The sequence below is a fragment of the Methylobacterium sp. E-012 genome (assembly GCF_057836545.1).
The window spans coordinates 1532451-1549985 of record NZ_JBYQEY010000001.1 but is presented as its reverse complement, the minus strand read 5'-3'; the positions used below and the strand labels follow the sequence as shown (position 1 = coordinate 1549985).

At 72.3% G+C, this 17535-nt stretch carries 18 protein-coding genes; 14 read left to right on the top strand and 4 right to left on the bottom strand.

Annotation, left to right across the window (positions count from 1 at the left end; translation table 11 throughout):
• Window positions 1-17: 17 nt before the first annotated feature.
• From AC3IF1_RS07345 to AC3IF1_RS07315, 7 genes are all read left to right on the top strand, one after another.
• On the top strand, window positions 18-308 hold the full coding sequence (locus tag AC3IF1_RS07345; protein WP_243966646.1) for a DUF1330 domain-containing protein: 291 nt from the start codon (window positions 18-20) through the stop codon (window positions 306-308).
• A 211-nt stretch (window positions 309-519) separates the two neighbouring features.
• A complete protein-coding gene (locus AC3IF1_RS07340) occupies window positions 520-849 on the top strand; it encodes a hypothetical protein (protein ID WP_489216884.1) in 330 nt (109 codons plus the stop codon).
• A 117-nt stretch (window positions 850-966) separates the two neighbouring features.
• A complete protein-coding gene (locus tag AC3IF1_RS07335) occupies window positions 967-4350 on the top strand; it encodes a helicase-related protein (RefSeq protein ID WP_489220342.1) in 3384 nt (1127 codons plus the stop codon).
• 11 nt (window positions 4351-4361) lie between these two features.
• Window positions 4362-4661, top strand: a complete 300-nt coding sequence (locus AC3IF1_RS07330; RefSeq protein ID WP_489216882.1) for an RNA-binding S4 domain-containing protein — start codon at window positions 4362-4364, stop codon at window positions 4659-4661.
• Window positions 4662-4877: 216 nt separating this feature from the next.
• Window positions 4878-5216 (top strand): ferredoxin FdxA, encoded by a 339-nt coding sequence (gene fdxA / locus AC3IF1_RS07325; RefSeq protein WP_489216880.1) that lies wholly within the window; start codon window positions 4878-4880, stop codon window positions 5214-5216.
• Window positions 5217-5709: 493 nt separating this feature from the next.
• Window positions 5710-6309 carry a CarD family transcriptional regulator gene (locus tag AC3IF1_RS07320; RefSeq protein WP_489216878.1) on the top strand — a complete coding sequence of 200 codons (600 nt, stop codon included), beginning with the start codon at window positions 5710-5712 and terminating at the stop codon, window positions 6307-6309.
• Window positions 6310-6619: 310 nt separating this feature from the next.
• Window positions 6620-7495: an RNA polymerase factor sigma-32 gene (locus tag AC3IF1_RS07315; protein WP_243966638.1), complete on the top strand. Its 876-nt coding sequence runs from the start codon at window positions 6620-6622 to the stop codon at window positions 7493-7495.
• A 166-nt stretch (window positions 7496-7661) separates the two neighbouring features.
• Here the strand turns inward: AC3IF1_RS07315 and AC3IF1_RS07310 are convergent, their stop codons facing one another.
• The 3 genes from AC3IF1_RS07310 to secB form a co-directional block, all read right to left on the bottom strand.
• Entirely contained in the window at window positions 7662-8894 is a 1233-nt protein-coding gene (locus AC3IF1_RS07310) for an MFS transporter (RefSeq protein ID WP_489216876.1), read from the bottom strand.
• Entirely contained in the window at window positions 8867-9256 is a 390-nt protein-coding gene (locus AC3IF1_RS07305; RefSeq protein WP_489216874.1) for a DUF4865 family protein, read from the bottom strand. Before AC3IF1_RS07305 ends, AC3IF1_RS07310 begins: the two co-directional genes overlap by 28 nt.
• A 187-nt stretch (window positions 9257-9443) precedes the next feature.
• Window positions 9444-9944, bottom strand: coding sequence for a protein-export chaperone SecB (secB, locus tag AC3IF1_RS07300; RefSeq protein WP_243966634.1), 501 nt, complete (start codon window positions 9942-9944; stop codon window positions 9444-9446).
• 333 nt (window positions 9945-10277) lie between these two features.
• Between secB and AC3IF1_RS07295 the strand changes: the two genes are divergently transcribed.
• From AC3IF1_RS07295 to gmk, 7 genes are all read left to right on the top strand, one after another.
• On the top strand, window positions 10278-10991 hold the full coding sequence (locus AC3IF1_RS07295) for a Tim44/TimA family putative adaptor protein (protein WP_489220341.1): 714 nt from the start codon (window positions 10278-10280) through the stop codon (window positions 10989-10991).
• Window positions 10992-11010: 19 nt separating this feature from the next.
• Window positions 11011-12195: a murein transglycosylase A gene (gene mltA / locus AC3IF1_RS07290; RefSeq protein WP_489216872.1), complete on the top strand. Its 1185-nt coding sequence runs from the start codon at window positions 11011-11013 to the stop codon at window positions 12193-12195.
• Window positions 12192-12827, top strand: coding sequence for a Smr/MutS family protein (locus AC3IF1_RS07285; protein WP_489216870.1), 636 nt, complete (start codon window positions 12192-12194; stop codon window positions 12825-12827). Before mltA ends, AC3IF1_RS07285 begins: the two co-directional genes overlap by 4 nt.
• Window positions 12828-12937: 110 nt before the next feature.
• Complete coding sequence (gene mutM, locus AC3IF1_RS07280) at window positions 12938-13831, top strand: bifunctional DNA-formamidopyrimidine glycosylase/DNA-(apurinic or apyrimidinic site) lyase (protein WP_489216868.1); 894 nt, start codon at window positions 12938-12940, stop codon at window positions 13829-13831.
• Between the two features lie 151 nt (window positions 13832-13982).
• Entirely contained in the window at window positions 13983-15407 is a 1425-nt protein-coding gene (gene mltG, locus AC3IF1_RS07275; protein ID WP_489216866.1) for an endolytic transglycosylase MltG, read from the top strand.
• Window positions 15408-15556: 149 nt separating this feature from the next.
• Window positions 15557-16432 (top strand): YicC/YloC family endoribonuclease, encoded by an 876-nt coding sequence (locus tag AC3IF1_RS07270; RefSeq protein WP_489216864.1) that lies wholly within the window; start codon window positions 15557-15559, stop codon window positions 16430-16432.
• A 49-nt stretch (window positions 16433-16481) separates the two neighbouring features.
• Entirely contained in the window at window positions 16482-17144 is a 663-nt protein-coding gene (gene gmk, locus AC3IF1_RS07265) for a guanylate kinase (protein ID WP_489216862.1), read from the top strand.
• A 21-nt stretch (window positions 17145-17165) separates the two neighbouring features.
• On the opposite strand, the gene AC3IF1_RS07260 is transcribed toward gmk, so the two are convergent.
• The gene (locus tag AC3IF1_RS07260) at window positions 17166-17450 is read right to left on the bottom strand and encodes a hypothetical protein (RefSeq protein WP_489216860.1); all 285 of its coding nucleotides are present in this window, start codon (window positions 17448-17450) and stop codon (window positions 17166-17168) included.
• Window positions 17451-17535: the final 85 nt, after the last annotated feature.

Below are 17535 nucleotides of genomic sequence, written 5' to 3'. Positions count from 1 at the left end.
GCCAGGGAGGTCAGCCGGTGCCCAAGGGCTACATCATCGTCCGCATGACGGTCACCGACCCGGACACCTACCGGGACTACGCCGCCATGGCCTCCGAGGCCATGCGACAGTACGGCTGCAAACCGCTGGTCCGCGGCGGGCGCAGCGAGGCGCTGGAGGGCGAGGCCCGGCCGCGCAACGTCGTGCTCGAGTTCGACTCCTACGAGGCGGCGCGGGCCTATTACTTCTCCCCCGAATACCAGGCGGCCAAGGCGAAGCGCCTGCCCGCCGGGATCGGCGAGGTGGTGCTGGTCGAGGGCGCGGACTGACGGGTCCTTGGGTGTCCGGGCGGAGCGATCCGTTGGCTTGAGCCACCGCGTCATCACGCCCGCAGCGCAGGGGCTCAAACCGGCGCGGCCGAGCGTGGGACTGCTGGATCGCTTCACTCCGCTCGCAAGGACGATGGCATCGGAGACGGCAACCGGAGGCCCAAATGGCGGCCGGAAGCGAAATCTTCACGGTCCGGGCGATACTGCGCGGATGCGTGCGCCCCCGCTCCGATTCGCCCTCGCCCTGGTCGCCCTCACCGGATCGGCCGCCGCCCGCCCGCTCACCGCAGGCCCCGTGGAATCTGGCTGCGGCGGCGACGCCTTCTCGTCCGCGGAGGTCGTCGAGAACCGGCCCGGGCAGGGTCGGCCCCGCGGCGGCCCCCTCGTGGCGATCCCCGATACTTTGTGCGCCGACCTCGCACCCCAGCCGGGGGCGCCGGCGATGCAGATCGACGTCTATCCGCTCGTCACGCCGCAGGTTGGACCTGGCGGCGCCGGCATCCCATATGGGGGTGGAACGACCCGGCCCTATCGTCCCTGACGCGACCGGTCGATAAGCCCCCTCCCCGCTCGCGCCATAACGGCGCCGCGACGGCCTTCTCGTCCGAAGGAACCGCCGACCATCGACGCGCCGCTCCGCCCCTCGCCCAGCCGCTCGCTGCCCCGCGACGTCCGCGCCCGCGGCGTCACGGCGGTCCTTGGGCCGACCAACACCGGCAAGACCCATCTCGCCATCGAGCGGATGCTCGCGCACCCGACCGGGATGATCGGGCTGCCCCTGCGGCTGCTCGCCCGCGAGGTTTATTTGCGGGTGGTGGCCAAGGTCGGGCCGGAGAAGGTCGCGCTCGTGACCGGGGAAGAGAAGATAAAGCCCGATCGGCCGCGCTACTGGATCTGCACCATCGAGGCGATGCCCCGCGATCTCGACGTGGCCTATGTCGCCATCGACGAGATCCAGCTCGCCGCCGACATGGACCGCGGCCACGTCTTCACAGACCGCCTGCTCTACGTCCGCGGCCGGGAGGAGACGCTGCTGATCGGCTCCTCGACCATGCTGCCGCTGGTCCAGAGCCTGATCCCGAACGTCCACACCACCACCCGGCCGCGGCTGTCGCAGCTGACCTTCGCGGGGGAGAAGCGGCTGGCGCGCCTGCCCCGGCGCACGGCGATCGTCGCCTTCTCGGCGGAGGAGGTCTACGCCATCGCCGAGCTGATCCGCCGCCAGCGCGGCGGCGCCGCGGTGGTGCTGGGCGCGCTCTCGCCCCGGACCCGCAACGCCCAGGTCGAGATGTACCAGGCCGGCGACGTGGACTACCTCGTCGCCACCGACGCGGTCGGGATGGGCCTCAACCTCGACGTCGATCACGTCGCCTTCGCGGCCAACTGGAAGTACGACGGGACCCGCTTCCGCAAGCTCACCCCCGCCGAGATGGGCCAGATCGCCGGCCGGGCCGGGCGCCACCTCGCGGACGGGACCTTCGGCTCCACCGGACGCTGCCCGCCCTTCGAGGCCGAGCTGGTCGAGCGGCTGGAGAGCCACGATTTCGACCCGCTGCGCATCCTGCAATGGCGCAACCCGGATCTCACCTTCGGCAGCCTGGAGGCGTTGCAGGCGAGTCTCGACACGCACCCGCGCGAATCGGGCCTGACCCGCGCCCCGATGGGCGAGGACCAGCAGGCCCTCGAGATCCTGATGAAGGAAGACGACATCCGCGACATGGCGCGCGGCGCCGCCACGGTCCGGCGGCTCTGGGACGTCTGCGGCGTGCCGGATTACCGCAAGGTCCACCCGCAGGTGCACGCCGACCTCGTGGCGCAGCTCTACCGATTCCTCATGAAGGGCATGGCCGGACGCATCCCCGATACGTGGTTCGCCGAGCAGGTGGCGATGATCGACCGCACCGACGGCGATATCGACACCCTGTCCCGCCGGATCGCCCAGGGGCGCACCTGGACCTTCGTCGCCAACAGGCCCGACTGGCTGCGCGACCCAGAACATTGGCAGGGCGAGACGCGTCGGGTAGAGGACAGGCTGTCCGACGCCCTGCACGAACGCCTCGCGAGCCGCTTCGTCGACCGGCGCACAAGCGTCCTGATGCGGCGCCTGAGAGAGAACACGATGCTCGAAGCCCAGATTACCGCCGACGGTGACGTCACCGTCGAGGGTCAGCATGTCGGCCACCTCCACGGATTCCTGTTCGTTCCGGATGCCAGCGCCGAGGGACACGAGGCCAAGACTCTGCGGAGCGCCGCCGAGAAGGCGCTCGCCGGCGAGATCGAGGCCCGGGCCGAGCGGTTCGCCGCCACGGCCGATTCGACCCTGGTGCTGGCGCATGACGGCACGATCCGCTGGACCGGGGCGCCCGTCGCCAAGCTCACCCCCGGCGAGAAGCTGTTCGCCCCGCAGATCCGGCTTCTCGCCGATGACAGCCTGACCGGCGCCCATCGCGAGAAGGTGGAGGCTCGCCTCGACGCGTGGCTGAAGGCCCATGTCGTCCGCCTGCTCGGCCCGCTGATGGAGATCGAGACCGCCGCCGACCTCACCGGCCTCGCCAAGGGGATCGGCTATCAGGTGGTCGAGGCGCTCGGGGTGCTGGAGCGTTCGAAGGTGGCGCACGAGATGCGCAGCCTCGACCAGGACGGTCGCGGGGCGCTGCGCCGGCACGGCGTCCGCTTCGGCGCCTATCACATCTTCCTGCCGGCGCTGCTGAAGCCGGCGCCGCGGACGCTCGCGGCCCAGCTCTGGGCCCTGCGCAACGGCGGCCTCGACCAGCGCGGCCTCGACGAGATCGCCCATCTCGCGGGCTCGGGCCGCACCTCGATCAAGGTCGACCGCGAGATCGCCAAGGGCCTCTATCGCGCGGCCGGCTTCCGGGTCAGCGGCGAGCGGGCGGTGCGCGTCGACATCCTGGAGCGGCTCGCCGACCTGATCCGCCCGGCGATCGCCTACCGGCCCGGCACCACGCCCGGCGCCCCGCCGGAGGGCACCGCCGACGGCGACGGCTTCGTGGCCACCGTCGGCATGACCTCCCTGGTCGGCTGCTCGGGGGAGGATTTCGCCTCGATCCTGAAATCCCTGGGCTACAATGCGGAGGCCCGCCCCGGGCCGGCCATCACGGTGCCGCTCCTCCCGGCCGCCGCGACGACGCCGGCCGCGGCGACCGCCGCCGCCGAGGCCTCCTCCGACGAGGCGGTCACCGTGCAGGCGGACGCCGCCGAGCCCGTCGGCGACGAGGCCCCGGCCGGCGCGGCGCAGGCCGCGTCTGACGCCGACATCCCTGGCGACGACATCCCTGGCGACGCGCCCGTCGCCGGGGCGGAGCCCGCCGAGGCGGCAGGCGTTTCGGACGCGGTCGCGACCGAGGAGCCCCCAGTCGAAGCGTCCGAGGCCGCATCCGAGCCCGTCGAGGCCGCTGCCGAGGCGCACGGCCCGGCCGACGCTCCTGCGGCGGAGCATAGCGAAGCAGAGCATCCCGAGACGGAGCCGGCGGCCGAGCCCGACGCCACCCTGGAGGCGGCGACGCCGGAGCCCGGGACCAGCGAGGCGGAGCCGGTTGCGGCGGCCGATCTGGCCGGCGCGGAGGCGGCGCCCGAGACCGCTGGGGCGGAGGGCGAGCCCACCGGCGAGGTGCCCCAGATCGAGGTCTGGCGTCTCCAGCGCCATCAGCGTCCGGCCCATCAGCGCCCGCAGAACCGTCCGCGCGGCGCGGGCCGCGGCCGGGACGGCGGCCCGCAGGGCCAGCACGAGGGGCCGGGTCGCCCGGAGGGTCGTCCGGAACCGCGCCGCGCCGAGGGCGGCGAGGATGCGGCCCGCAACGGGCGGGATCGGGGACCGCGCCGTGACCGCTTCGAGGGCGGCCGGCCCGAACGCCGCGAGGCGCCGCGGCGGGACGACCAGCGCAACGCCGAGCCGCGCGCCTCCGGTCCGCGGCCCGACCAGCGTCCCCCCCGGCGCGAGCGCGCGCCCGATCCGGATTCGCCCTTCGCCAAGCTGGCGGCGCTCAAGGCGCAGCTCGAAGCCGGCGACGGCGGGAAGCGCTGAACCGCCCAGGGATGCGGGAGGACCGGCAGCGGCTCGACAAGTGGCTGTGGTTCGCCCGCTTCGCGCGGACCCGGTCCCTCGCGGCGCGGCTCGCTGCGGAGGGCTTCGTGCGGGTGAACGGGGTCCGGGCCGAGAATCCCGCCAAGGGCATCGGAATCGGCGACGTCGTGACCGTGGCCGCACCTCACGCCACGCTGGCGGTGCGGGTGCGCGACCTGGGCGTGCGGCGGGGCCCGGCTCCCGAGGCGCAGTGCCTCTATGACGACCTCTCGCAGGGCCCCTCGGGCGCCGCATCGCCCGGGCCCGAGTGATGAGGCCGGGCCACAGCCGCCGGGACAGCGACCGAACGCCGAGGGGATGCGGCGCCCGCGCGCTTGTCAGCCCGGGAGGCAGAGTCTAGAGCCGTTGCCTCCGAAGCCCGGCTCCGAGCCGTGCCGCACCGGCATTCCCTCGCAGTGCCACCCGGGCGTGCGGGCCGTCCCGAGGCTCCGCCCGAGCCAAGTCGTGTTTGAGGACGAAGATATCCGATGACCTATGTCGTCACCGACAATTGCATCAAGTGCAAGTATACCGACTGCGTCGAAGTCTGTCCGGTGGATTGCTTCTACGAAGGCGAGAACATGCTCGTCATCCACCCGGACGAGTGCATCGATTGCGGCGTCTGCGAGCCGGAATGCCCCGCCGAGGCGATCAAGCCCGACACCGAATCGAACCTCGACACCTGGCTGAAGCTGAACGCCGACTACGCCAAGACCTGGCCCAACATCACCCAGAAGAAGGAAGCTCCGGGCGACGCCAAGGATTGGGACGGCAAATCCGGAAAGCTCGAGGCTCACTTCTCGCCCAATCCGGGTACGGGCGACTGAGCACGGCCGCAGGCCGACAGGATTCAAGGTCGGCTCCCGGAGATGGATGCGGGAGCCGGGTCAATCCGCGGACGCCCCCCCGGCCTGGGCTGATCTGCGTCTCGGGAAGCCCAGATCCGCGGTGGGGTCATTTCTAGGCCGCTGCGCCGGTGTAAAACGCTCGAGCGCCGCATAGCGCCTGCGCGCGTCTTCAGGGATGCTTTGCTCTACGCGCCGGATTGTGGTAGACAATCTGCCTGCCGTCGCTCGCGCCTGACGTGCTTCCTCCGGCCGAAACGCCTTCGATCTTCGTGGCTTAGGAGTGGTACGCGATCGACCGCCGAAGGTCTCTTCGGTGGGCGATCCAGACGTTTGCACGGCCGCGCCGGGGAATGCCCGGGTCCCCCCACGTGGCGGGGATCTCGGGAGCGGCGAGGCAAACCGGGAGTCCCACCCGGAAGAACACGGTTCCGTGCGGCGCTGAACGCTGCGCGCCAGTGGAGGCCCTTCTCGCATGACCACAGCCAAGAAGACGACGACCACAGGCCGGCAGGGTTTCAAGACCGGCGAGGCCGTCGTGTATCCGGCCCACGGCGTCGGTCGCATCACCGCGATCGAGGAGCAGGAGATCGCGGGCTACAAGCTTGAGCTGTTCGTCGTCTCGTTCGAGAAGGACAAGATGGTCCTGCGCGTCCCGACCGCGAAGGCCAACAGCGTCGGCATGCGCAAGCTGGCCGAGCCGGAACTGGTGAAGAAGGCCCTGGACCTGCTGACCGGCCGCGCCCGGATCAAGCGGACCATGTGGTCGCGCCGGGCCCAGGAATACGAGGCCAAGATCAACTCGGGCGACCTGCTCGCGGTCACCGAGGTGGTGCGCGACCTGTTCCGCTCCGAGGCGCAGCCCGAGCAGTCCTACTCGGAGCGTCAGCTCTACGAGGCGGCCCTCGACCGGATCGTGCGCGAGATCTCCTCGGTGAACCGTATCACCGAGACCGAGGCCCTGAAGCTCATCGAGCAGAGCCTCGCGAAGTCGCCCCGCCGGGCCAAGAGCGAGGCGGAACCGGAGGCCGAGGCTGAGGCCGACGGCGAGGACATCCAGGAAGAGGCCGCCTGAGCGCAGCCCTCCGCAACGACGACAAACCCGGCCCAGGCGGCCGGGTTTTTTTTCGCGCCGACGGATGCCGCCCGAGGGGGCAGCGCTTTTTTCGCGGTGCCGGGACTGGACGGGGGACCGCCCACGCCCATGTTTTCTCGACGGAACACGAAATCGTGGCCGTCCGGGTGTCGCAATCCGGGGCATTCAGGCGGAACTTTCCTATTCGGCCTCCCGTTGTCGCTGGCCTGGCGTCGCTTCGCGGCGGCGCCTGTGCGCCGGGCAGCAGGTCCGGCGCCGCAACAGCGCTCGACAATAAGAGGCAGGCGGAATGGCTGAGATCGCGGGAATACGCAGGCAGTTCATACGGACTGCGATGGAGGCGCCTTTCCTGGCCCGGGAGGAAGAGCGCGGCCTCGCCGTTCGCTGGAAGGACGACCGCGACGAGCGCGCCCTCCATCGCCTGATCTCCGCCCATATGCGCCTCGTCATCGCCCTGGCGGGGCGTTTTCGTCACTACGGCTTGCCGATGGCCGATCTGGTCCAGGAAGGCCATGTCGGCCTGATGGAGGCCGCTGCCCGTTTCGAGCCTGAGCGGGACGTCCGGTTCTCGACCTATGCGACGTGGTGGATCCGGGCCTCGATCCAGGACTACATCCTGCGCAATTGGTCGATCGTCCGCGGCGGGACCTCCTCGGCCCAGAAGGCCCTGTTCTTCAACCTGCGGCGGCTGCGCGCCCGGCTGATGCAATCCACCGAGGAGCATGTCGGCGATGAGATCCATCGCCGCATTGCGACCGCCATCGGCGTCTCGCGCGACGACGTCGCCTTGATGGACGCTCGCCTGTCCGGGCCGGACATGTCGCTCAACGCCCCCGTCGGCGAGGACAGCGACGCCTCCTCCGAGCGGATGGACTTCCTGGTCGATGGGGCCGCCCTGCCGGACGAGACCGTGAGCGCCACGGTGGACGGCGAGCGGCGCCTGAGCTGGCTCCAGCAGGCCCTGACCGTCCTATCCGAGCGCGAGTTGCGCATCCTGCGGGAGCGTCGCCTCGCCGAGGACCAGGCCACCTTGGAAGCACTGGGGCAGCGCCTCGGCATCTCGAAGGAGCGGGTCCGTCAGATCGAGAACCGCGCCCTGGAAAAGCTCCGGCGCGCCCTGGCCGACCGGTTCCCGGCGGCCACCGGCAGCCCGCATATCGGCTGAATCGCCTCACCAGCTCTGCCACGAGCCCGGCAATCGGCCGGGCTTTCGTGTTTTCGACCGAACTCACGCCCTCCCTCCCCTTTTTGCGAGGAGGGTGCGTGGCGGGCTCGGGGCACGTTTCAATCGACCGTCGACTCCGAACGCCATCGGAGTCCGCCACGCTCCTTTACGCCCGCTGCATCGCCGCACTGCGTCGCTCCCGGCGCTTGCGGCGGCGACCGGGCTCGGGCGTCGCATCGAGCCAGATGACCAGCACCAACGCGAGCAGGGCCGGAACGCCGAGGGCCAGGAACGCCCCCGTCCAGCCGAACAACCCGTAGGAGAGGCCGCCGTACCAGCCCGACAGGGCGCCTCCGACCCCCTGCACGGCGTTGACGCTGCCCAGCGCCGTCTGGGTCCGCCCGGACCCCCAGGTCAGGTCCGCCACCACCACCGGCACCGCCACCCCGACGATCCCGGACGCCACGCCGTCGAGGATCTCGGCGGCGAGGAGCCAGACCGGGTCGTCGATCAGGCCCGACAGGAGGGCCCGCACGGGCAGTACCGCGAAGGCGACCATCAGGAGTTGGCGCCGCCCGCGCCGGTCCGCGAGCGAACCGGCGAACAGCGCCACCGGCACCATCACGAGCTGCGCCACCATCACGTAGCGCGCCGTCCAGGTGGTGGCGTCGGCGGCGGTCGCCACCAGCTTCTGGCCGAGCAGCGAGAGCATGCCGCCGTTGCCGAGGTTGAACAGCGTCAGCGCCACCGTGAGCACCAGCAGCCGCCGGTTGCCCAGGACCTGCCGGAGACCGCCGCGTGCCGGCTCGTCCTCCGCATCCTCCTGCCAACCCACCGCCCGGCGCCGGTTCCAGGCCCCCGCCGGCGTCGTGAGGCTCGCGACGATCGCCGCGACCGCCATGCCGCCGAGCACCCAGAAGGCGATCGCCGGGCCGAAATAGCCCGTGCCGAGGCTGATGCCGCCGGCCGCGATCAGGATGCCGAGATGGTTGAAGGCCTGGTTGCGGCCCTGCTGCCGGGGAAACCCGTCTTTCCCGACGATCCCGAGGGTCAGGGCCGCGACCGCCGGCAACAACAGCGTGCCCCCCGCCGCGGCCAGCAGCTGGGCGAACAGCACCGCGCCGAAGCTGCGGGCCGGAAGCAGCATCAGCGTGCCGGCCAGGATGCCGCCGCAGGCCAGGGCGATCAGCAGGCGCGGCCGGGGGAAGCGGTCGACCAGGGCCCCGAACGGGCCGCTCAGGAACAGCGTCCCGAACCCGACCAGCGTGATGACGAAGCCGACCCGCGCGGGGCTCCACGCGCCCGCCTCCGCCAGCCATGTCCCGAGGAAGGGGCCGAGGCCCCCCTGGATGTCGCCTATGAAGACGTTGATCAGGGCGGGGTGTGCGGTGGGAGCCATGCGATCTCGGAGCTGCAATCGGCCCCGGACCTGGACTCGGTCCCCACAACGGTCAAGCCTGCCTTCCGCGACGCGGAGCGTTCGCCGGCCGGGCCGCGAGATCGTCTCCGGGACCGACGAGCCGGGTTGTCTCGGGTGGGTCCACGCGTCGCCGTGGAGGAACCGAACGCCGCCGCGCAGACCCGCCAGGTCTCGATCCGGGGCCGGCCGAAGCCCTCGACCGCGGCGCGAAACCCCGAGCCGGAGAGGAAATCCGCGGCCGCGCCGGCCTCCCGCCAGAGGGAGAGCGAACCGGAGGCGTTGGCCGCGGCTTCCCTGCCCTGGATCGGGGTGTTCGTCGGCGGCGGCGTGCTGGCCGTCATGGCGGGGCTCGCGGTGGCGGCCCTGGCGCCGTTAAGGTCGGGGGACGCTTCGGGCTGCCCGAACTGCCCCGGACCTGGATCGTGCTGCGCGCCCGCCCCTTGAGGGGGCCGGCCGCGGATGCGCCGCGCGCCCTGGCGGCGGCCTATCGCGGGTCCGGCGGCCGTTGACGGGCCGCCGGAGGCGACCTCAGGACGCGAGCGGGCCCTGCGCGCCCTGCTGCTCGATCATCTTCTGCCGATAGAGGCCGACGAAGTCGATCGGATCGATGTACAGGGGCGGGAAGCCGCCGTTGCGCACCGCCTCGGCCACGATCTGGCGGGCGAAGGGGAAGAGCAGGCGCGGGCACTCGATCATCACGGCCGGGTGGATCTGGTCGGCCGGGATATTCAGCAGGCGGAACACGCCCGCATAGGTCACCTCGAAGGCGAACAGCACGTCGTTCTGGACCTTGGCGTCGCCGTCGAGCTTCAACTCGACCTCGAAGTCGGTGTCGGACAGCTGCGCCGCGTTGACGTTGACCTGAATATTGATCTGCGGCCCCTGGCCCTCCTTGGGCTGCAGCGAGCGCGGCGCGTTCGGGTTCTCGAAGGAGAGATCCTTCGTGTACTGCGCCAGGGCGTTGATCATCGGCATATCGCCCTGCGGCATGCCGCCGCCGTTGCCGTTCGCTGCCGGTGAATCGGCCATGCGGGTCATCCTTCTCGATCGGCCGGCGGGGCCGGCGCGCGTTGTCACAGCGGGAGCCGCTGGATTGCGCCGCGGAACCGTCCCGAATGGGAGGGCCGCTAACACGCGCGCCCTGCGTGGACAAGCGAGCTGGCGCGACGCTGGCGGCGGGCACCGCGGCGACCCATATCGCGTGCGACACGGAGCCGGCTTCGCGTGCGGTTACAACCGGCTCGCCCCCGGCGCGTTGGTCAGATATGAGTCGCAAGGACGATGCGCGCCTTGACGGCGCCGCACCGCGCATGACCTGAGCAAGGGGCACAGGGTCTCGTCGCGGCCACCATCGGATCGATGATGCAGGATAGTTTCGACGTTACGACGATCATCTTCCTCGCGCTCGCAGTCTTCGTGATCTGGCGTCTGCGCTCGGTGCTCGGCCAGAAGACCGGCGCGGAACGCTCGCCGTTCAAGCCGATCGACCGCAGCCGCACCGAGCCCCAGGCGCGCAGCGAGGGCGACAACGTCGTGCGCCTGCCCGGGGCCGACCGGGTTCAAGCGGTCGCGCCGCCCGCCCCGGCGTCGCGGGACTGGCGCGGGATCGCCGAGCCCGGATCCGAGGTCGCCCGCGGGCTCGAAGCCTGCGTCCAGGCGGAGCCCGGCTTCGAGCCGCGCGCCTTCCTGGAGGGCGCGAAATCGGCCTACGAGGCGATCATGATCGCGTTTGCCAAGGGCGACCGGAAGACCCTGCGCGGGCTCCTCTCCAAGGAGGTCGGCGAGGCGTTCGAGCGGGCGATCACCGAGCGCGAGCGCAACAAGCAGACCCTGGAAACCACCTTCGTCTCCATCGACAAGGCCGAGATCGTTGCGGTCGATGTGCGCAACCGCGTGGCGCAGGTCACCGTGCGCTTCCTGTCGAACCTCATCACCGCCACCCGCAACGCGGAGGGCAAGGTGGTGGACGGCAGCGCCGAGACCGTGGTCGAGGTGCCCGATGTCTGGACCTTCGCGCGCACCCTGGGCTCGCGCGACCCGAACTGGCAGCTCGTGGCCACCGAGGCCGGCGCCTGACGTTCGTGACACCCTTGCCGTGCCGCTCCCGCGCGCCTGGTCCGGTTCTGCCCCGGCCGCCCTCCTCGCATTCCTCCTGACCGGCGCGTCGGCCGCTTCACCGGAGACGGTCGGCGGCGCGGCCCTGATCCCCGTCGCCTTCGCGGCCGTGCCGGGTTTCCCCGGTCGGGACCCGAACGCGGCCCTGGACGCGTTCCGCCGGGTCTGCGCCGCCCCGGCCCCCGCCCCGCCGCAGGCCGCGGGGGTCGCGGGCGATCCGGCCGCCCTGGAGGGGGCCTGCGCGGCCGCCGCGGGGGACGTGCCCGACGCCGCCGCGTTCTTCCGGACGCATTTCGATGCCTTCCGGGTCGAGCGGCCGGATGCGGGGCGGACCGGCTTCCTGACCGGCTATTTCGAGCCCGAACTGACGGGCTCCCTCGAACCGGGGCCGGACTTCCCGACGCCGGTCCTCGCCCGCCCCGACGATCTCGTCTCCCTCGGCCCCGGCGAGACCCGTCCGGGCCTCGATCCCATCCTGCGCGCCGCCCGCGCGACCGCGGAGGGGTTCGCGCCCTATCCCGACCGCGCCGCCATCGAGGACGGGGCGCTGGGCGATCATGCCCGGCCGATCCTGTGGCTGCGCGACGCGGTCGATCTGCTGGTCCTCCAGGTCCAGGGCTCCGGCCGCGTCCAACTGCCCGACGGGTCGGCGGTGCGGGTGCTCTACGACGGGCGCAACGGGCGGCCGTATACGGCGGTGGCCAAGCTGATCGTCCAGGCGGGGCACCTGCCCCTCGAAGGCCTGACCCTCGCCCGCTGGACCGGGTGGCTGCGCGACCATCCCGAAGCGGCCAAGCCGCTGATCCGGGGGAACGCCGCCTACATCTTCTTCCGCCTCGCCGCCGTGGCGGATCCAGCCCTCGGTCCGCCGGGGGCGGCGAACGCCCCGCTGAGCCCAGGCCGCAGCCTCGCGGTCGATGCCGCCCTGTGGCGCTACGGGCTGCCGTTCTGGCTGGCCGGCCCGCTCCCGGGCGGAGCGCCCGACGAGGCCGGGCGCCTGGTGATCGCCGCCGATACGGGATCGGCGATCGTCGGCCCGGCCCGGGGCGATCTCTTCCTGGGCACCGGCGCGCCGGCCGGCGTGGCAGCGGGGAACCTCCGCGATGCGGTCGGCTTCGTGGTCTTCCTGCCGAAGCCCGCCGCTTCGGCCGGGGGGGCCCGATGAGGCCGCCGCGCCGCGGGCGCCGCCTCACCGCCGGGGAGGCCCGGCTCTGGGACGCGATCGCCCAGCTGGTGACGCCGCTGCCGAGCCGGGCGGCCCCGCCGCCCGAGGCCGCCCCCAATCCGGCGGCGCCCGCAGCGACCATGCCGCCGCTCACGGACCCGATCCTGACGCCGGGCGCGCCGCCGGTCACCAAGAGGCCGCGCCCGAAGCGTCCGCCGAAGCCGGCCATGGAGCCGCCCCACGCGCCGACCGCCGCACCCTATCAGGCCCCGCCGCAGCGCCACGGGCCGAGCCCCGGCCTGGACCGGACCGCCAAGGTCGGCCTGCGCCGCGGCCGTCTGGCGATCGACGCGCGGATCGACCTGCACGGGATGGTGCAGGCGCAGGCCCATGCCGCGCTCACGGGCTTCCTGCTCCGGGCGCGGGCCGCCGGGCATGCCTACGTGCTGGTCGTCACCGGCAAGGGCGGCCCGGATTATTCGGAGGCTTTTGCCGAGCGCGGCGTGCTCCGCCGCAGCGTGCCGCACTGGCTCCGGGGACCGGAGTTGCGCGGGATCGTCCTCGGTTTCGAGGAGGCCAGCCGCCACCATGGCGGGGGCGGGGCACTCTACGTCCGGCTGCGGCGGCGCTGAGGAGCCGCTGCGCGGCAAACCGCACCGGGCCCGCGCGGTTGCGGCCCGGCCCGATCCCGCCGATATCCAAAGCTGGCGCATCTGGCGCCCTGCACACAGCCGCGAGACAGATGCCGGAGCTTCCCGAGGTCGAGACGGTGCGGCGGGGCTTGGCGCCGGCCCTGGTCGGTGCCCGGTTCAGCCGGGTCACCCTGCGCCGGACGAACCTGCGCTTCCCGTTCCCGGAGCGCTTCGCCGCCCGGCTGGAGGGCCGTACCGTGACCGGCCTCGCGCGCCGGGCGAAGTACCTCACCGCGGCCCTCGATTCCGGCGAGACGCTGATCATGCATCTCGGCATGAGCGGCCGGTTCGACGTGGCGCTGGCGGACGGCAGCAACCTCTCGCCCGGGGATTTCTACCTCGAGGGCGCGCTGGGCACCCCCAAGCACGACCACGTGGTCATGGCGATGAACACCGGCGCCACGGTGACCTACAACGACGCCCGCCGCTTCGGATTCATGGATCTCGTCCCGAGCGCCGATCTCGCCGCCTGCCGCCACTTCGCCCGGATGGGGATCGAGCCCCTCGACGGGCAGCTTTCGGGCGCGGTGATCGCGGGGCTCTTCCGCCACAGGATCGCGCCGCTGAAGGCCGCGCTCCTGGACCAGCGCCTCATCGCGGGGCTCGGCAACATCTACGTCTGCGAGGCCCTGCACCGGGCGCGCCTGCATCCGGAGGCGCCGGCCGGGAGCCTCGCCCGGCCCGATGGCCGGCCGACGCCCAAGGCCAACGCCCTGGCCAAGGCGATCGTGCAGGTGCTGGAGGAGGCCGTGAAGGCCGGCGGCTCGACCCTGCGCGACTACGCCCATACGGACGGGAGCGCCGGCGCCTTCCAGCATGCCTTCCGGGTCTACGACCGGGTCGGCCTGGCCTGCAGCCGGCCGGGCTGCGGCGGCGCGGTCACTCGGATCGTCCAGGCCAACCGCTCGACCTTCTTCTGCGCCGCCTGCCAGCCCCTCGGCTGACCGGGACGATCCGCGCATCCCGGCGGGGCCGGACGGCATTTTCGCCACAAACCCGGCTAGGGTCGCAGCCCTCGACGTGCGCACCCGGCTGCGGGCAGCCGATCCCGGCCCGCGGCGCGTGGCGGGTCGCACGGCCCCAGACAGGATCCCGATGTTCTTCCGCCGCCCAAAGACGCCCGCGCCCGAGGTCATCACGCGGGATCCGACGGACGAGCCCGCCCTGCCGCAGCGGCTCTCGCCGCGCTCGCCCGGCGAGGCGATCAAGCCGACCGTCGCCCCCCCGCCCCCGGAGCGTCCCGAGCGCGAGCGGAGCGGCTTCATCGGCATCATCAGCGGAGCGCTGACCTTCGCGGTGGTCATCGCCATCGCGGCGATGATCGGGATCACCCTGTTCCAGCGGCAGGTGCGCGAGCCGGGACCGCTCGGGGCCGACAAGGTCGTGGTGATCCCGACCCACAGCGGCACGGGCGAGATCGCCGACACGCTGAAGCGCGAGGGCGTGATCGATCATACCGGCCTGTTCGAATTCGCCGCCCGCTTCGGCGGCCGTCCGGCGCTGCGGGCCGGCGAGTACGTGTTCAAGGCCCATACCAGCATCGCCGAGACGCTCGACACGATCGCCACCGGCCGGCAGGTCCAGCACGCGATCACCTTCCCGGAGGGCCTGACCTCCGAGCAGATCGTGGGCCGGCTCAACGACAACGACGTGCTCACCGGCGAGATCAACGAGATCCCCGCGGAGGGCACGCTCCTGCCCGACACCTACAAGTTCGAGCGCGGCGCCACCCGCCAGCAGATCGTCAACCTGATGAAGGCCAAGCAGCGCGAGGTCCTGAACCAGATCTGGCTCCGGCGCAGCGCCGACGTGCCGGTGCGGACCCCGGCCGAGATGGTCACCCTCGCCTCCATCGTCGAGAAGGAGACCGGTCGCGCCGACGAGCGGCCGCGGGTGGCCGGCGTCTTCATCAACCGCCTGAACAAGCGGATGAAGCTGCAATCCGACCCGACGATCGTCTACGGGCTCGTGGGCGGCCGGGGCACCCTCGGCCGCGGGATCCTGCGCTCCGAGATCGACCGGCCGACGCCCTACAACACCTACGTGATCGAGGGGCTGCCGCCGGGCCCGATCGCCAATCCCGGCAAGGCCGCCCTGGAGGCGGTCGCCAACCCGTCCCGGACCAAGGACCTCTACTTCGTGGCGGACGGGACCGGCGGCCACGCCTTCGCCGATTCCCTGGAGGCGCATCAGCGCAACGTCGCCCGCTGGCGGGCGGTGGAGAAGGGCCGTCAGGCGCCGCCGGACGCGGTCGACAAGGTCGAGCCGGGCCCCGATCCGGCGACCCCGGGGCGCGCCTCGGCCTACGCGCCGGGCGGCGTCCCCGCGGGCGCGGACGGCACCAACACGAACGCGGCCTTCGCCCTCGACACCGGCGCGCCGGCCGGCACGCGGGCCTTCGATGCCTCCGAGGGCACGCGCCTCGATCCGCTGAAGAACCGCAGCTACGACCTGGGCTCGCCCAAGACCGTGCCGTCCCTGGCCGATCCGGCGGCCCCCGCCCCGCGCAAGCGGCGGTAAGCGGCAGCGGCCGAGCTTCGCCCGGGTCGTGGGACGGCCTCCGCCGTCGCAGCCCGACAGCCTCGCCCGCCCCGGACCGCCCCATCACCGCTTCCCACCGAGGCGATCCGTGCTACAGGCCCCGATCTTCTTGAGGACGGGGGGTCGGCATGGCCCAGATCGCGAGCATGACCGGCTTCGCCCGGTCGGCGGGCACGACCGGATCGGTCCAGTGGGCCTGGGAGGTCCGCAGCGTCAACGGGCGCGGCCTCGACGTGCGCGTCCGGGTTCCGGCGGGCCAGGACGGGGCCGGTGAGATCGCCCGCGCAGCCCTCCAGAAGGCCCTCGCCCGGGGCCAGTGCCAGCTGACCCTGACGGTGACGAAGCCGGAGACATCGACGCGGGTCCGGATCAACGAGACGCTGCTGGCGAGCCTCGCCCAGGCCGTCGCGCGGGTGCCGATCCCCGCGGGCGTGGCCCCCGCCACCCTGGACGGGCTGCTCGGCGTGCGCGGCGTCGTCGAGATCGAGGACGAGGCGCCGGAGACCGGGGCGCTGGCCCAGGACATCGCCGCGGGTGCGGTCCGGCTCGTGGCGGATCTCGTCGCGGCCCGCCGCGCCGAGGGGCGCCAGCTGGAGCAGGTCGTCACCGCCCAGGTCGACCGGATCGCGGCGCTGACCCAGGCCGCGGAGGACAACCCGGCCCGGCAGCCCGCGGCGGTGCGCGCCCGGCTGGAGGCGGCCGTGGCGGCGCTCGGCGGCAGCGGCCTCGATCCGGACCGGCTCCACCAGGAAGCGATGCTGCTCGCCGGCAAGGCGGATGTGCGCGAGGAACTCGACCGGCTCCGCGCACACATCGCCGGCGCCCGCGAACTCCTGGCGGCCGGCGGCGCCATCGGCCGCCGCCTCGATTTCCTGGCCCAGGAATTCGGCCGCGAGGCCAACACCCTGGGCGCCAAGGCCAACGACATCAGCCTGTCGCGGATCGGGCTCGATCTGAAGGCCGTGGTCGAGCAGTTCCGCGAGCAGGTCCAGAACATCGAATGACGCGTCGAGACGGGAAGCTACGGATGCGCAACGCCGCGGAGCCACGCCGATGACCCAACCGGTGGGAAGCGCCCCGGAGACCATCGCCCGGCGCGGGTTGATCCTGATCCTGTCCTCGCCCTCCGGGGCGGGGAAGACCACCCTGACGCGGGCGATCGCGCAGGATCCCGCCTGGGCGCTCGACCTGTCGATCTCGGTCACCACCCGGGCCCGCCGTCCCTCCGAGATCGACGGGCGGCACTACCACTTCATCGACCGCGAGGCCTTCGAGGACCTGCGCAGCCGCGACGACCTGCTCGAATGGGCCGAGGTCCACGGCAACTATTACGGGACGCCCCGCCGGCCGGTGGAGAAGGTGCTCGGGGCCGGCCGCGACATGATCTTCGACATCGACTACCAGGGCACCCGGCAGGTGCGCGCCAAGCTCGCCGAGGACGTGGTGACGGTCTTCATCCTGCCGCCCAGCCTGGCGGAGCTCCGCCAGCGCCTGGAGCGCCGGGCCGAGGATTCGGCCGACACGATCGAGAAGCGCCTCGCCAACGCCCGCACCGAGATCCAGCGCTGGGTCGAGTACGATTACGTCATCGTCAACGATGACCTGCAGAACGCCTTCCGGGCCCTCCAGGGGATCCTGGCGGCCGAGCGGCTGCGGCGCGGGCGCCGGACCGGCCTCGCGACCTTCGTGGATGGGCTGCTGGCCAAGACGCCGTAGGGTCCGCCGGCGCTCGATCGCTCATCGTCCCCCGCCCAAGGGCATCAGGCTCTTGGGATCGATCTCCGGCATCTTCGCCATCTGGTCGAAGGGCACGACCGCCATCACGAGGCCGTCCGGCATCTTGATGAGGTTGAATCGCTTGCCGGTGGCCTTGTCGGTCGCCATCGCGACCATGAGCTGCATCGGCTCGAACGGCGTGACGACGAAGTCATGCCCCCAGGCGCCGACGAGGCTCGACAGGGACGCCGTGGCCACGCCCGTGCCGGCGAGGAGCGCGACAGCGGGCAGAAGTGCGCGCATCATGATGGATCTCCCCCGGTTCGACCGGGGGGACTTCGCCGTCCTGGGCGTGGCGGTTACCGGGACCGGATCACCGTCGCCTGCCACG